Below are 14,482 nucleotides of genomic sequence, written 5' to 3'. Positions count from 1 at the left end.
TTTCGGTGGGAAAGCTGCAAGTCTACTTGCGGTGGTGTCCGCCACGCTGCCGGGAGGCCGCACGTTCAGAGCGTCGTGCGCGCACACGCGCTGACTCCGAGGAGAAGCGACCCGGCGCCGCAGCGACGGGAAGCTGCCGCCATGCTAACGCTTGTTGGCCCGGGACGTGGTTGACGAGGCTTGCGAGCTCGCTACGCGGTGCAGGCTCTGACAGCGGTTCAGGTTTGTCCGCTGGTTCCGGTTTTACTACTGCTTCCGGGGCAGGCTGTGCCGCTAGAGACACCAGGCGCGTGATTTTCTTGGCTCCGCGCGGCAGGCCGGCATGGAAGTCTGCGGCCTCGAGGCCGGTCTCCCAAGCCTGCGTGGCCGCGGGCTCGACGGCAGGAGGGATGGCGGGCGCTTCGGGCGGCACGCGCAGGGCGGGGACGGCGGGGGAGAAGAACTCGGTGGCGCCCACCTCGGGCACGTCGACAGCGATACGGCCGTCCGCGCAGTAAGCACGGGCAGCGATAGCGGCATCTTGTGCAGCGCCACGTTCCAGGATCGCACCGAGGTGCGGCTGTTGTTGTGTGGTGCACACGCGGCCCAGGACGAAGCCTGGGGTAGCGGCGACAATATCGCCTTCAACCAGATGCAGCGAGACGAAGATCTGCTGGGTATTCAAGCGCGAAAGTTGAGATTCATTGAGCTGCCCGGTTGCGGTATCGATGAGGAGGCCGAGGCCGCCCTGCAACAGCACGGAGCCTGCGGGTTGCTCATTGACAGGCACCATCCACGGGGCAAGACCGAGGTTAACCGCGACGTCGATAGTCGCCTCCTCAGGCACGAGCTCAACCGTAGCGTCAGTTGCGACTCTAAACCCTGAAGCGCGCACGCGCTGCAGGGCAGGAAACTCCGCGGTTTCCGTGGCGTCGAGATAGCCTAAGATGCCAAACTCACTGCGCACACGCCAGCCGCCGCTGAAAGCCTCGGGCTCGAGCGTGACCGGCAGCGCAAGCGGCCCTTTGTGCAAAAGCGGGAGGTTGAGCGCTACCGAGTGGACTACATGCTCGAGAACTGCGACGTGAGTGACGCCGAAGTAGCTTTTAGCTAGTGGGTACATGCTCACGTCCAACGAGGGCCTCCAAATCTTTTAAGGTTTATAGGCTTCTAGCCTACGCATTTAAAGCCTACGCACCACGGAGTGGGGGCTGGGACGCGCTAATGTTCTAGAGTCTTAAGTTATGTATACAGCGTCTTCCTTGGCGGTGGCTTTCGGTCTTACGCTCTTGGCCGGCTTATCGACGTCCATCGGCGCCGGCATCGCCGTCAGTAAACGCCATGCTGGTTCGGCTTTTATGGCTGCCGCGTTAGGCCTTTCAGCTGGCGTCATGCTTTATGTCTCTTTCATGGAGATCCTGCCGACGGGCCTCGAGCAATTGACGGAGGCCTTTGGCGGAAAGAAGGCAGGAACCTGGGCGGTGGTGCTCGCGTTTTTCGCCGGCATCGCGATAATTGCGGTTATTGACCGAATCGTTCCGGAAGAGATTAATCCGCACGAACCTGCCACCACGGAAGAAGAAGCGCGCCGCAAGCGGCTGATGAAGACGGGCGTGTTTACGGCCTGCGCCTTGGCCTTTCATAATTTTCCGGAAGGTTTTGCCACCTTCCTCGCCGGCTTGGAAGACCCACGTATCGCGATTCCGGTAGCCGTGGCGATTGCGATTCACAATATTCCGGAAGGCATCGCAGTCGCGGTGCCACTACGGGAAGCCACGGGCTCGAGAGCCAAAGCCTTCTGGTGGGCTACGGTTTCGGGGCTCGCTGAGCCAGTCGGGGCAGCGGTGGGCTTCGTTCTCCTGCTGCCACTGATGGGGCCCGCCACGATGGGCTTTAGCTTTGCAGCCATCGCCGGCATCATGGTCTTCATCTCGCTTGATGAGCTTTTGCCCACCGCAGAGGAAACCGGTGAACACCACCACGCCATCTACGGGCTGATTGCCGGAATGGCAGTGATGGCGCTGTCGCTGCTTATGTTCCTGTAATCGTGTAGACGAGAAAACCTGGAGGGGTTCGCGACTACTTACCGAGAGCCTTCTTGAAGCCTGTGACGATGCCCAAGACGATGGCGCCCAGGACAAAGCCGAAGGCCATGGAACAGACGGTATCTACGGTCCAGGACAGCGCGCCGTTGGAGATGGGTTCGGTCAGGTGGTGGATAAAACCGTGCGGCTGGTTGATGCCGAACTCGTGCAGCCCCTTGATGACGATGTGGCCACCTACCCACAGCATTGCCGCCGTGCCGATGACGGAGATGATGTCCAGAACTACCGGCATGCCCTTGACCAAGGCGTTGCCGACGGCGGACTTGCCTTCGTTGCGCTCCAGCAGCTTAATGCCAAGGTCGTCCATCTTGATCAGCACGCCGACAGCGCCATAGACCGCCAAAGTGATAGCGAAGGCGACGATGAGCAGCGCGCCTAGGCGCATCCAGAAGCTTTGGTCAATGACCTCGTTGAGCGAGATCACCATGATCTCAGCGGACAAGATAAGGTCCGTGGTAACGGCAGACTTAACCAACTTGTCTTCGGCGTCTGGATCCTTTGTGTCCGCCTGTTCTTCTTTTTCTTCTTCTGCGCCATGTGCTGCGAAGTAGTGGAGGATCTTTTCTGCGCCTTCAAAGCACAAATAAGTACCGCCGCACATGAGAATGGGGGTCAGCGCCCACGGCGCAATCCAAGACAGCAACAGTGCGATCGGCAAGATGATGACGATCTTGTTGATGAGCGAGCCCTTAGTGATGCGCCAAATGATAGGCAGCTCGCGGGCTGGGGTAACGCCGGAGACGTACTGCGGGGTAACGGCGGCATCGTCAACCACGACGCCCGCCGCCTTTACCGAGGTCTTGCCAGCTAGGGCAGCGACGTCGTCGGCGCTGGAGGCAGCCGCGCGAGCGATTACCGCGACGTCGTCAAGCAATGCAAAAAGTCCACCGGCCATGGGGAAAGCATCCTTAATATGAAGGGGTAAGTAACCCTAAATATCTTACGCAACTACTCCGCAGGCGTCAGGTTGACAGAGTCTGCCCAAGAAAGTTCGATGCCGAGGGCGCGCAGCCAAGCCATGGAATCGTCGCCGTATCGGGTAATGCCTTCGACCGCGACGAGGGTGCGGTCCATAGCGCGCTCTGCCTCTTCTGCCGAGATAAAACCCGCGGAGGTGGCTGCGGCCAGCTCGTCGATGTCGAGAACGTCGATTGGCTCACCCGTGTTGGAGACCAGATCGACGTAAAGGTCACGGGTAGTCCAGACTCCATCCTTGTTATCGATGTCAGCGATATCGAAGTAGAAGTCCTGGTGTGCCTCAACCCCTTCCCGGAAGTGGAAGATATTTGCGCGCAGGCCCAGTTCAGGCAGCAACCAAGATTCGAGGTAACCAAAGCGCGGATGATTGGCACCGCGGGCCATGTAAAGACCAAATTCGGTTTCTTTGTAGGTGTCTACCTCGCGCAAGAAACCTTTTGGATCGACGTTGATGTTTTCCGCTGTATTAAAGGTTTCTTGCTTGACAGGGTGCAGATCGACGCTCATTAATTGACCTCAAGGAAGGCGGCAGTTGGCGGGAATGCGCACGCGGAATCTTGGGTGTTGACGGAACCGGACAAGATGGCCACGACGGTGCCCTTGCCCGTGGTGGCGCGGCCTGAGACGGTGGTGGGGCCGTCGGCGTTGATGCCGTTGTTGAAAAGCGGGGTAACGCCGGACTGGAAGGTGTCCAGGTTGAACCACTGGACCTTCATGTTGCCCTGCTCCTTAGCTGCAGGGGAAGTGCCTAGTGCCGTGAAGAGGAAGACTGCCTCTCCTGGACCTGCACCCGGTGCTGGCATCTTGGTAGGGCCCGGGACGGCGATGGCAGAACCCATGGAATCGCCCTGGCCCCCGATGCATTTTGCGGAGACGGTAGGCCAGTAGAACTGGCGGAATGCTGGGCTTTGGCCCTCAGGCAATTTCACGCCTGGATCACCTCCCTGGCCCATGCTGAAAGCAAGTCCGGAGAGGATGGCGCTGCGAATGTCGTTGGGAATCCATAGCTGTGCGGCGAATTCGCGGATACGATTCTGGGTTGCCTCATTGGGACGTCCCAGCGAATCCAGCGGGGAGTGCGACATTGCCTGTGCTTCCAGGGCGGCCAGGTCCGGGGCGTCTGCCTGGGCCGGTGCGATAAGGGGAGTAGCTAGACCGATGAGCGCCGCGGTAGCGGCAGCAATCATGCCGGAGCTCGCGCGGAGGCGGCGTCCGTTGTTGTGCTCGGAGCTAGGTGCGGTGCTCGAGGTGCTCACGATTATCAGATTCCTTGAATTGGGTGCAGGAGACGGAAATGGGTGCGAGATGCTTGACAATAACATTCGGCACATTGGTCACAATAGTATCTCTGGTAACAATATTCACCTTTTTCTTGCGGTCAAGTTTCTTACGGTCAAGCCAGTTTCTGAAGCGAAAGTGTGTCTCAACCCGTCTTTCGTCCGGGGTTATAGATTTGTTACAAAACGCTGGCTCCTGCGATTTCCCGCTTCAGAGGGGTGTTCCAATGCTGCAAATTGCAAAGTTGCAGAGTATATTTAGACCCCGTTCAAAATCTTGCGCTTAAGCGTTCCAACTTTGCTTTAAGGAGCACCCCACCAGTGACTAATACCGAGTTCCGTAACGTCGCCATCGTCGCCCACGTTGACCACGGTAAGACCACCCTCGTCAACGGCATGCTGGAGCAGTCCGGTGCCTTCGGTGACCACGGCGAGCACACGGACCGCGTCATGGACTCCAATGACCAGGAGCGCGAGCGCGGCATTACCATTCTGGCGAAGAATACCGCTATTCACCGCAAGGGCCTGGGCAAGGACGGCGGCGACCTTATCATCAACGTCATCGACACCCCGGGCCACGCCGACTTCGGTGGCGAGGTCGAGCGCGGTATCTCCATGGTTGACGGCGTCGTGCTGCTAGTCGACGCCTCCGAAGGCCCGCTGCCACAGACCCGCTTCGTTCTGACCAAGGCCCTGGAAGCCAAGCTGCCGGTCATCATCTGCGTTAACAAGACCGACCGCCCAGACGCTCGTATCGACGAGGTCGTCAACGAGTCCCACGACCTCCTGCTGGAAATCGCCTCCGGCCTAGAGGATGAGGAAGCAGCTGCTGCTGCAGAAACACTGTTGGATCTGCCGGTACTCTACGCTTCTGGCCGTGAGGGCAAGGCTTCCACCGAGAACCCAGGCGACGGCAACGTTCCTGCGGCTGAGGACCTGCAGGCGCTCTTCGACGTCATCTACGAGGTTCTGCCGGAGCCATCCGCTTCCGTCGACGGCCCGTTGCAGGCGCACGTGGCCAACCTTGACTCCTCTGACTTCCTCGGCCGTATCGCTTTGCTGCGTATCTACTCCGGTAAGATCAAGAAGGGCCAGCAGGTTGCCTGGATCTCCTGGGATGAGGACGGCAACGAGGTTGTCAAGAACGTTAAGGTTGCCGAGCTGCTGCGTACCGTCGGCTTCGAGCGCCAGCCAGAGACCGAGGCTATTGCCGGCGACATCGTCGCCATCTCCGGTATCCCAGAGATCATGATTGGCGATACTATCGCTGACGTTGAAAACCCGGTTGCTCTGCCGCAGATTCACGTTGATGAGCCGGCAATCTCTATGACCATCGGCGTTAACACCTCTCCAATGGCTGGCCAGGGCGGTGGCGACAAGCTGACCGCACGTATGGTCAAGGCTCGTTTGGACCAAGAGCTTATCGGTAACGTGTCCCTGAAGGTTCTGCCGACCGAGCGTCCTGACGCTTGGGAGGTACAGGGCCGCGGCGAGATGGCGCTGTCCGTTCTGATTGAGAACATGCGCCGTGAGGGCTTCGAGATGACCGTGGGTAAGCCACAGGTTGTTACCCAGGTTGTCGATGGCAAGACCATGGAGCCATACGAGATGCTCACCATCGATACTCCTTCCGAGTACCAGGGCGCCGTTACCCAGCTGCTGGCTACCCGCAAGGGCCAGATGCAGTCCATGGACGTCCGCGAGGGTGACTGGGTACGCATGATCTTCCGCGTTCCGGCGCGTGGCCTCATCGGCTTCCGCACCCAGTTCCTGACCGAGACCCGCGGTGCAGGTATCGCTAACTCCATCGCCGATGGCCTGGATAGCTGGGCAGGCGAGATCAAGTCCCGTCCGACCGGCTCCCTGGTTGCTGACCGCTCCGGCCAGATCACCGCATACGCACTGCAGCAGCTGGCTGACCGCGGCGAGTTCTTCGTCGAGCCAGGCATGGAGGCTTACGAGGGCATGGTCGTTGGCGCTAACAACCGTGATGAGGATATGGACATCAACATCACCAAGGAAAAGAAGCTGACCAACATGCGTTCTGCCACCGCAGACGCAACCGTCACCCTGGCAAAGGCGCGTACCCTTTCCCTGGACGAGGCGCTTGAGTTCTGTGGCAACGACGAGTGCGTCGAGGTTGCTCCGAACGTTATGCGAGTGCGTAAGGTCGAGCTTTCCGCTACCGACCGTAAGCGTGCAGCTTCCCGTGCGAAGCAGCTCAACAAGTAACGCTTAGGAGATTAAAGCGCGGCCGTTTTGGGGTCGCGCTTTTTCTTTTGCCAGAAAACCTGCATTCGAACCATCGAAGGGCGCCAAAAGGCGCCCAAAAGAGCCACTCGATGGTTCGAATGCAGGTTGCTTTCTCTCGTGCTAGCTTGAGCATCGAAACTGGATGATGCCAATGCAAGGGGGAGGGGCAAGCATGCAACCAGTATCGGGGCTTAGTCGATCGAAAATAGCTGCCCGCGTGCGCTCGGGGGAAATAACAAAAATTGCTCGCGGGATTTATGTGTGGGGTAAACCGAACCCGCGGGATGTCCTCACGTTGCTAACAGCCAAGCACGGATGTTGCGCAACGGGGAATACAGCAGCTCAATTGCTGAGTGAACAAGACCTTAGTTTTCCAGTCATCGTGGCAGGCCCACACAAGATGCGAAGCGGTGCACTGTTTACCTATAAACGCAGCCAAGTCAGAGACCACTTTGAATATGAAGGTCTTAAAGTACACAATCCGCTCGCGGCCGCGGCTTTTGCAGAGCGCACTCAAGCAGTAGAAATGCTCGAAGCGGTCTACCGAGGACGACGTAGCAGAACGCGGCTTGAAGAAGATAGAAGAAAGCTTGCTCGCCTAGACTCGAGAACGCAGGAAGCGTTGTCAGAAGCAGTCCTATTTACCGATTCTTCGGCGGAAATTAAGGTGGCCCGCGGATTACAAGATGCGGGAATGGACGTTGAGTGCAATTACTTCATCGGTGTTTATGCATGGGACATCGTATTAAAGGACAAGCGAATTGCCATCGAAATTAATGGTCGGAAATTTCACTCAGCACTGGATACCTGGATAAAGGATCACTGGAAGAACAATGACGCCGTGCTTCGCGGGTGGCGCACCTTGCGCTACACGGGGCATTGCGTGGCGCATCATCTCCCAGCCATCATCGAGCAAGTTCGTACTGCGGACCAACCGGATTTTGGCAGTGCTCCTCATCAGCAAACTGGTACGTGGCACCTGGCGGTCTTGCGGCTTCTCAATCCACATTTCTTCATGTATTAAAACAACCTGCATTCGAACCATCGAAGGGCGCCAAAAGGCACCCAAGAGAGCTACTCGATGGTTCGAATGCAGCTGGAGAGCGCCGTAAACACAGCGTCAAATTCCAAGCAATGCCGGCCCTCCGACTAAAGTGGTTTCAGATCTAGGTAGAAGGGCGGTATCAAAGTGCGAAAGCTTGGCGCGGCAGTGGTTGCCTCATCACTTTGCGTGCTCACCTCGTGCATGGCCAATCCGGGCCCGCCGCCCGTCGAGGACAAACCGGCTGCCGAGAGCACCCAGACCGAAACACCGACGCCCGAGAAGAAGGAAAAAGAGGACGGCGTCGAGCGCGAGACCGTCGCCATCGGCGTCGATCCGCTCCGCGGCGGGCTCAATCCGCATCTGGTAGCCAACAATAGCGAGCTGGTCAGCCAGATTGCAGAGCTCGTCCTTCCTTCTGCTTTCCACGGCGAACACATGGATTCCGATGTGCTGGCCAGCGCGGAGGAGGTAGAGCCGCCGAAAGGTGTTGCCCAGCGCGTGGTGTACAAGATTGCCTCGCCGGCGCAATGGTCCGATGGCACTCCGATTAGCGGCAGTGACTTTCACTACCTGTGGACCCAAATGACCTCCAACCCCGGAGTGGTGGACCCAGCGGGCTACTTCGCCATCGAGGACATCAGCACGTCCTCGGCAGGGCGCGTTGTGGTGGTGGATTTCAAGCAGCGCGTGTCCGATTGGCACCGACTTTTCGCGCACCTTCTTCCTTCGCACCTGCTGCAGGACACCGAGTTTACGGCAGCTCTTGCCGACGGCATCCCCGCATCCGCTGGGCGCTATGCCGTCGAGGCCGTCGATCGAGGCAGGGGAGTTATTACCCTGAATCGCAACGACCGCTTCTGGGGCGCGGGGCCTGCGCTTGTCGACGTCGTCCAGCTGCGTACCGTCCGCGATACCAGTCAGGCGGTCAACATGTTGCGCTCGGGCCAGGTGGGATTCGTGGACTTTACTCCGGAACAAACCTCGCTGGAGAGCCTCAGTTTGCTGAGCAACGTCAACGCCGGGACCGTGACCCGTAATCGCCAGCTGCGCCTGCACTTTTCCGCCCGGGAAGGCGCGTTGCCAGAGCAAAGCCAGCGTCGCGCTTTAGCCTCGCTCATCGAGACCGACCAGGTCGCTCGCCTGGCGGCGGGCCGTGCCTCGGAGTTGCGTCCGGGCCAAAACCCGGTCAACGAAGAAGTGGACCTGACGCCACTTCGCGAGCGCGCGGGCCGCAAGCCGCTGCGCATCGCAGCTGATCCCACGCATCCGGAGGCTGTGGCGGCTGCCAGCACCATCGTCGACGTCCTCGAAACACAAGCAATTAGTGCAGAGGTAGTCTCTGAGCGCACTCAAACCATTGCGGGCGAGATGCTGCCGGAGGCAGAGGTGGACGCCGTGGTGGCCTGGGAGAATGCAAACGTGTCTCCGGAGAGTCTGGCCAGCCTCTATATGTGTGAAAACGACGACGTACGCGCCAGCGATATCTCCGGCTTTTGCCCTGCGGAGGCAGAGGACATGCGCGGCGATATCTTGTCTGGACGCATCACTCCGGATGCGGCCTTGGAAAAGGTCCGCAAACTCAATTCCGATGAGGTGCTCTACGTACCTTTGATGGACGAGGTGCGTATCCATGCTTTGGGCAGGGGTATCCTTGGGCCCGGTCAACGCATCGAAGATTGGGATGCAGGGCTTATTACGGCACCGATGTGGAGGAAAGATGAAAAGTAATGATTTGCGCGGCTACCGCGTGGTGGCCGTACATGCTCACCCAGATGACGAGGTGCTTTTTACCGGCGGAACACTAGCTGACATGGCTGCAAGAGGCGCTGAGGTCACGGTCATCACGGCCACGCTCGGCGAGGAAGGCGAGGTCATTGGCACGCCTTATCAAGGCTTGTGCAATGCAGACCAGCTAGGCGGTTTTAGGGCACGTGAGCTTTCCGACGCCCTCGATATCTTGGGCGTCCACGGTATTCAACTCGGCGGCTTTGGCTTCTTCCGCGATTCCGGCATGGAGGGCTCACCGGCTCACGAGAATCCGCGTGCCTTGGTGCGCCGCATTGACGAGGCAGCAGATTTGTTGCGCGAGCACTTTGTGCAGCTTCGCCCGCATATCGTGCTGACATACGGGCCGGACGGCGGCTATGGCCACCCGGACCACATCGCCGTGCACCAGGCAGTCCACGCGGCCGCAGCATCAGACCAGCGCATCTGGTGGGCAATCTTCGAACGCGGCGCGCACTACAGTGCGCTTGAGACCATCGGTGCACCGGAGGGCTGGCGAAAGCCGGACCGGGGTTACCTCGACAATTTCACCAACGAGGGCGCTGACGTGGAATACCGGCTTGACGATGCCGCGCTAGCCGCCAAGCGTCGCGCCATGGTCGCCCATGCCACGCAGATTTGGGTGGCTGACTCCACAGTGACCCAGACGAACCCGGTAGCGGCTGCGGCTGCCATTGGGGACCCGGCGGCGTCGCCAAGCGCATATGGCCTGTCCAACCTCCTTGTCATGCCGTTGCTGCGTGCCGAGCACTACCAGCTGGGGCGGGGCGAGCCTGCAGAAGCGCTGCTGGAGGCCCTGTGATTTTGAATGAATACTCACGCGGCGAGCAGATAACCGGCCTGGCCTGGCTGTGCCTAGGCGCGCTGACCTCCCTGGTTCTAGAAGTTGTCTACCTCACCGCCAGGTTGCCGCTGCCGGGTGGGACGAGCGTGGCTTTTCCCATCACGATCGTTCTAGCCTGGTGGTTTAATACAGTGCTCACGCGCACAGCAAGGCTCTGGAGTGATAATGCCTACATCGGGCTTGTTCCTTTGGCGGCTTGGCTGCTGGGATACTTCGCATTCGTGCTGGGTGCGGTCGTGACCGGCGATATGTGGCTGGCCAATAACATTCTCTCGCTCCTGCTGTTAATCGCCGGAATCGGGGGCGGAATTTTCCCATTTTTTGTCCAAAAGTGACATACTGTTAGACATCCCAAAACCCGTGAAAACAGGAGTTTTAGCACCTCATGACTTACACTATCGCGCAGCCTTGCGTCGATGTGATGGACCGCGCTTGCGTTGAAGAGTGCCCCGTCGATTGCATCTACGAAGGCAAGCGCTCCCTGTACATCCATCCTGACGAGTGCGTAGACTGCGGCGCTTGTGAGCCTGCTTGCCCGGTTGAGGCAATCTTCTATGAGGATGACGTTCCGGATGAGTGGATTGATTACAACGACGCTAACGCTGCGTTCTTTGATGATCTTGGCTCCCCGGGTGGTGCTGCAGCGCTTGGTCCACAGGACTTCGACGCTCCGATGATTGCGGCCCTTCCTCCGCAGAACCAGGATTAATTCCTGCTGCCCGGACCTCACGCATTTGGGTCCGGGCTTTAACTTTCCCACTGCCTACCTTGTAAATAAGGAGCTTGACCTAAGAATGGCTCGCCAACCGCTTGGAAATAGCCTGCCGGACTTTCCGTGGAACTCGCTTGCCGAGGCGAAGAAGAAGGCTCAGTCGCACCCAGATGGCATCGTGGATCTTTCCGTGGGCAATCCGGTCGATCCGGTAGCTCCGGGCGTGCAGCTGGCGATGGCTTCGAACGCGGAGGCACCCGGCTATCCCACCACGGCGGGCACTGCGCAGCTGCAGGAAGCCATCCGCGGTAATGTTGCGCGCCGCACGGGCGCTCAACCTTCCTCCTTCGGCGTACTGCCGGTAATCGGCTTGAAGGAGTCTATCGCTTGGCTGCCGACGCTGCTGGGCATGCGCGGCCAGCGCGTCATCATCCCTTCCGTGGCTTATCCGACTTACGAGGTGGGCGCGCTGATTGCTGGCGCACACCCAGAGCGCGCGGACGATCCTCGCGACTTTGGCGATGCAGAGCTGGCCTTTATCAACTCGCCGTCGAACCCGACCGGCCGAGTAAAGACCGTGGAAGAGATGCGTGCCGTGGTGGCATGGGCGCGTGAGAACAACGCCATTGTGGCCTCTGACGAGTGCTACCTGGCGCTGGCATGGGACGACGAGAAGAAGCCGGTTTCCATCTTGGATCCGCGCGTGACTGACGGTGATAACACGGGGCTTATCGCGATGCACTCGTTGTCGAAGTCCCATAACCTGGCCTCTTATCGCACGGGCTTCTTTGCGGGTGACCAGGCGCTTATCGCGGAGCTTCTCGAGCTGCGCAAGCACGCAGGCCTTATCGTTCCAGGGCCGATTCAGGCTGCGATGGTTGAAGCGCTAAACGACGACGATTCTGAGACGCTGCAGGTGCGCCGCTATGCCGCCCGCCGCGCTAAGCTCCTGCGCGCATTAACTGGCGCCGGCTTTCGCATCGAGCACTCTGAGGCCAGCATGTACCTGTGGGCGACCCGCGATGAGCAGTGCCGCATTACCGTGGATTGGCTGGCCGAGCGCGGAATCTTGGTTGCCCCGGGTGACTTTTATGGCCCATCGGGTGATAAGTTTGTGCGCATTGGTTTGAACGGCACTGATGAGCGTATCGACGCGGCTGTGGCCCGCCTTGCTGCTGACAACTAGCCCGTGACCTATCGCCCGCCAGCCCGCGAGGGGATTTCTCCGCGCAAAGTAGTCCTGCAGGCAGTTGTGCCCGCTGACACCGAGTACTTCGCGGCCGCGGCGGGCGATTCGCCGTTTTCACCGGGGCAGCTTTTGCCTGCGGGAATGTCGCTTTCACGTCCGGTTCCTGCCTGGTATCACCCTGATGTGCCCGAAGAGAAGCCGATTTCCTTCGATTACACGGTGCTTTATGAAGACCGCGACCTCATCGTCGTGGACAAGCCACACTTTTTACCCACTACCAGTAATGGGCGATTGGTGCGCGAGACCCTACAGACACGCCTGCGCGTGAATTTCGGTGAAGATGACATTGTGCCGCTGCACCGCCTCGACCGCCTGACTGCCGGGGTAGTGGTGTGCTCACGCAACCCTCGCACACGCGGGACGTATCAGAGGCTTTTTGCTGAGCGCAAAGTAACCAAGACCTACCACGCGCGCCTTTCTGCCTGCCTGGAATACTCCGGAACGGTTGAGCTTTCCATGCACAAGGTCAAAGGTAGCCGCCAAGTCTCGCTCGGCGGTACGCCCACGTTGACCCATGTGGAGGCACACGGTTACACGGCCTCACTTATTCCGCACACGGGGCATACCCACCAGTTGCGGGTGGTCTGTAACTACTTAGGCGCCCCCATCCAAGGCGACGACACCTACCCGGTAGACCGCGGGCTCGACCTCTACGACTTTTCCTCGCCTCTCCAACTCGTGGCGCACCGCCTAGAGTTTGCAGATCCGTTATCCGGCACACGCCGCGAATTTTCCACTTTGCAGCAATTGGGCGGTAACCTGATTTAGTTATCGATTAACCGGAAAGAGGAACGCGTGAGCTCATCAGTTGCCGCTGGGCGTTTTGCGTCCAATATGGGCCAATTTATCAAGTTTGGCATGGTCGGCGGATCGGGCACGGTGGTCAACCTGGCGGTGTCATACATCGCAGTCAAAATTGCACTAGCCACCAGTGGCATTACGCCCGATGACCCCTTTGTGAATCTTTTCGGTTCCGCGTTCCATGTTCGTTGGTACCACGTGTTTCAGACCATCGCTTTCCTCGTAGCGAATACCTGGAACTACCAGCTCAATCGCATGTGGACTTTCAAATCGGTGGAAAAGGTCTCCTGGCTTCGGGGTTACGTTGCGTTTCTTGTTGCGGGACTGGGGGCGTATGTCGTCAGCCTTTTGCTTTTGACCTTGTTCATGAACCCGAATTCGCCGGTTGGTCTACCCTCGGATATTTTCGATAATTCCACTGGATTACGCACCAAGTTTTACTGGGCTACTGCGGGATCCATCCTGCTTGCGATGCCGATTAACTTCATCATTAATAAGCTGTGGACCTTCCGTTCTAGCCCGAAGGCCCCAGTCTTGGTCGAGCACACCGAGCCGGCTTAAGCTGGCTGGCCCAGGTTGGGCTTTCTCGACGGCCGCTGAAAACGAGCTGTTTGGTCCTTTCACCCGGTAAAGGGAACCGAGCAAAAGGACCAAAAGAGGAGTGTCACACGAGGGGACTAGGAAGCCAGATGGTGAGGAACCTCTTTATTAGCCCTCTAGCTGGCTGTCCAAGCACTGCTGGTCGCGGCCATTTTGCCACTTTAGGAAAATGGGACCGAGGATGAGTACCGCAGCTATACCTGTGAATGCGCCGATTACGAGACCGTTGTCGAAATCGCTGTCGATGCTGAGTTTCGTAGCGAGTCCAGCGAAAAGCGCAATGGTGGGGACCAGCATCAAGATGATGCCTGTCCAAGAACGCATCTTGTTCGGACGCGGAACACGCTTTTTCATCCAGTGCGCCGAGACAAATTCTGCAATCGCGAGCGCGACGATGGGCGAGAGGCTCCACAAGGAAAGTCGGCCCGGTAGGACCCACGCTAAGAGCGCGGAGACGCAGTAGACGGTAAACAAGGCGGTGGTGTAGCCAATGGCATAGGTCTTGAAGTAGGTTTCCGCTTCGAACTCATCGTGCGAGTAGTTCGAAATCTCTTTGAGGGTCAGGTTGGCAAAGAAGCCATCGTTGTTATTAGCCATTATCGTTCACGCTTTCTGGGTCGGTGTTGAATACTTCTTCCACGGACTTGCCAAGCACCTTGCAGATGTCTAGTGCCAAGTACACGGAAGGCGAGTAGTTACCTTTTTCGATGTTCGCGATGGTCTGCCGGGAAACGCCTACCTCAGCGGCGAGGTCTGCCTGGGTCATTTCCAGCCATCGACGCCACTTGCGAACCATATTGGAATGTTCGGGCATGATGTAAAGCTTTCAGGTTTCTGGGTCGTGCTTACATTTC

16 protein-coding genes are annotated in these 14,482 nt (G+C 58.7%); 10 read left to right on the top strand and 6 right to left on the bottom strand.

The features are described from left to right. Positions 1-22: 22 nt before the first annotated feature. The gene (locus HMPREF2888_RS09495) at positions 23-1,102 is read right to left on the bottom strand and encodes a hypothetical protein (protein WP_246815060.1); all 1,080 of its coding nucleotides are present in this window, start codon (positions 1,100-1,102) and stop codon (positions 23-25) included. Between the two features lie 121 nt (positions 1,103-1,223). Here HMPREF2888_RS09495 and zupT point away from each other — a divergent pair, with 121 nt between their 5' ends. Beyond that, entirely contained in the window at positions 1,224-2,024 is an 801-nt protein-coding gene (gene zupT, locus HMPREF2888_RS09490; protein WP_070518679.1) for a zinc transporter ZupT, read from the top strand. Positions 2,025-2,058: 34 nt separating this feature from the next. On the opposite strand, the gene HMPREF2888_RS09485 is transcribed toward zupT, so the two are convergent. The 3 genes from HMPREF2888_RS09485 to HMPREF2888_RS09475 are packed head-to-tail and all read right to left on the bottom strand — an operon-like array spanning position 2,059 to position 4,249. Further along, positions 2,059-2,979, bottom strand: coding sequence for a DUF808 domain-containing protein (locus HMPREF2888_RS09485; RefSeq protein WP_070518678.1), 921 nt, complete (start codon positions 2,977-2,979; stop codon positions 2,059-2,061). A 53-nt stretch (positions 2,980-3,032) separates the two neighbouring features. Continuing rightward, a complete protein-coding gene (locus tag HMPREF2888_RS09480; RefSeq protein WP_062041303.1) occupies positions 3,033-3,569 on the bottom strand; it encodes a ribonuclease FAU-1 family protein in 537 nt (178 codons plus the stop codon). Beyond that, positions 3,569-4,249, bottom strand: a complete 681-nt coding sequence (locus HMPREF2888_RS09475; RefSeq protein WP_070433469.1) for an Rv1157c family protein — start codon at positions 4,247-4,249, stop codon at positions 3,569-3,571. Before HMPREF2888_RS09475 ends, HMPREF2888_RS09480 begins: the two co-directional genes overlap by 1 nt. Before the next feature lie 411 nt (positions 4,250-4,660). Between HMPREF2888_RS09475 and typA the strand changes: the two genes are divergently transcribed. From typA to HMPREF2888_RS09430, 9 genes are all read left to right on the top strand, one after another. Then, on the top strand, positions 4,661-6,571 hold the full coding sequence (gene typA / locus HMPREF2888_RS09470) for a translational GTPase TypA (protein WP_070456224.1): 1,911 nt from the start codon (positions 4,661-4,663) through the stop codon (positions 6,569-6,571). A 193-nt stretch (positions 6,572-6,764) separates the two neighbouring features. Then, the gene (locus tag HMPREF2888_RS09465) at positions 6,765-7,616 is read left to right on the top strand and encodes a type IV toxin-antitoxin system AbiEi family antitoxin domain-containing protein (RefSeq protein WP_062035472.1); all 852 of its coding nucleotides are present in this window, start codon (positions 6,765-6,767) and stop codon (positions 7,614-7,616) included. Between the two features lie 165 nt (positions 7,617-7,781). Continuing rightward, positions 7,782-9,365 (top strand): ABC transporter family substrate-binding protein, encoded by a 1,584-nt coding sequence (locus tag HMPREF2888_RS09460; protein ID WP_246815059.1) that lies wholly within the window; start codon positions 7,782-7,784, stop codon positions 9,363-9,365. Next, positions 9,355-10,224, top strand: coding sequence for a PIG-L family deacetylase (locus tag HMPREF2888_RS09455; protein ID WP_070518676.1), 870 nt, complete (start codon positions 9,355-9,357; stop codon positions 10,222-10,224). The genes HMPREF2888_RS09460 and HMPREF2888_RS09455 overlap by 11 nt, the downstream gene beginning before the upstream one ends. Beyond that, entirely contained in the window at positions 10,221-10,601 is a 381-nt protein-coding gene (locus HMPREF2888_RS09450) for a hypothetical protein (RefSeq protein WP_070518675.1), read from the top strand. The genes HMPREF2888_RS09455 and HMPREF2888_RS09450 overlap by 4 nt, the downstream gene beginning before the upstream one ends. Positions 10,602-10,651: 50 nt before the next feature. Further along, entirely contained in the window at positions 10,652-10,975 is a 324-nt protein-coding gene (gene fdxA, locus HMPREF2888_RS09445; protein ID WP_005531876.1) for a ferredoxin, read from the top strand. Between the two features lie 85 nt (positions 10,976-11,060). After that, a complete protein-coding gene (dapC, locus tag HMPREF2888_RS09440; RefSeq protein WP_070518674.1) occupies positions 11,061-12,164 on the top strand; it encodes a succinyldiaminopimelate transaminase in 1,104 nt (367 codons plus the stop codon). Positions 12,165-12,167: 3 nt separating this feature from the next. After that, a complete protein-coding gene (locus HMPREF2888_RS09435; protein WP_062041281.1) occupies positions 12,168-12,995 on the top strand; it encodes a pseudouridine synthase in 828 nt (275 codons plus the stop codon). 66 nt (positions 12,996-13,061) lie between these two features. Further along, positions 13,062-13,589, top strand: coding sequence for a GtrA family protein (locus HMPREF2888_RS09430; RefSeq protein ID WP_062044293.1), 528 nt, complete (start codon positions 13,062-13,064; stop codon positions 13,587-13,589). Between the two features lie 147 nt (positions 13,590-13,736). Here the strand turns inward: HMPREF2888_RS09430 and HMPREF2888_RS09425 are convergent, their stop codons facing one another. Both HMPREF2888_RS09425 and HMPREF2888_RS09420 read right to left on the bottom strand, forming a co-directional pair. Continuing rightward, positions 13,737-14,225, bottom strand: coding sequence for a hypothetical protein (locus tag HMPREF2888_RS09425; protein ID WP_062041278.1), 489 nt, complete (start codon positions 14,223-14,225; stop codon positions 13,737-13,739). After that, on the bottom strand, positions 14,218-14,442 hold the full coding sequence (locus HMPREF2888_RS09420) for a helix-turn-helix transcriptional regulator (protein WP_061921754.1): 225 nt from the start codon (positions 14,440-14,442) through the stop codon (positions 14,218-14,220). Before HMPREF2888_RS09420 ends, HMPREF2888_RS09425 begins: the two co-directional genes overlap by 8 nt. Between the last annotated feature and the right edge of the window lie 40 nt (positions 14,443-14,482).

The sequence above is a fragment of the Corynebacterium sp. HMSC077D03 genome (genome assembly GCF_001808545.1).
In the GTDB taxonomy this organism is placed as follows: Bacteria; Actinomycetota; Actinomycetes; order Mycobacteriales; family Mycobacteriaceae; genus Corynebacterium; species Corynebacterium simulans.
This window is presented reverse-complemented; position numbering and strand designations above follow the sequence as displayed.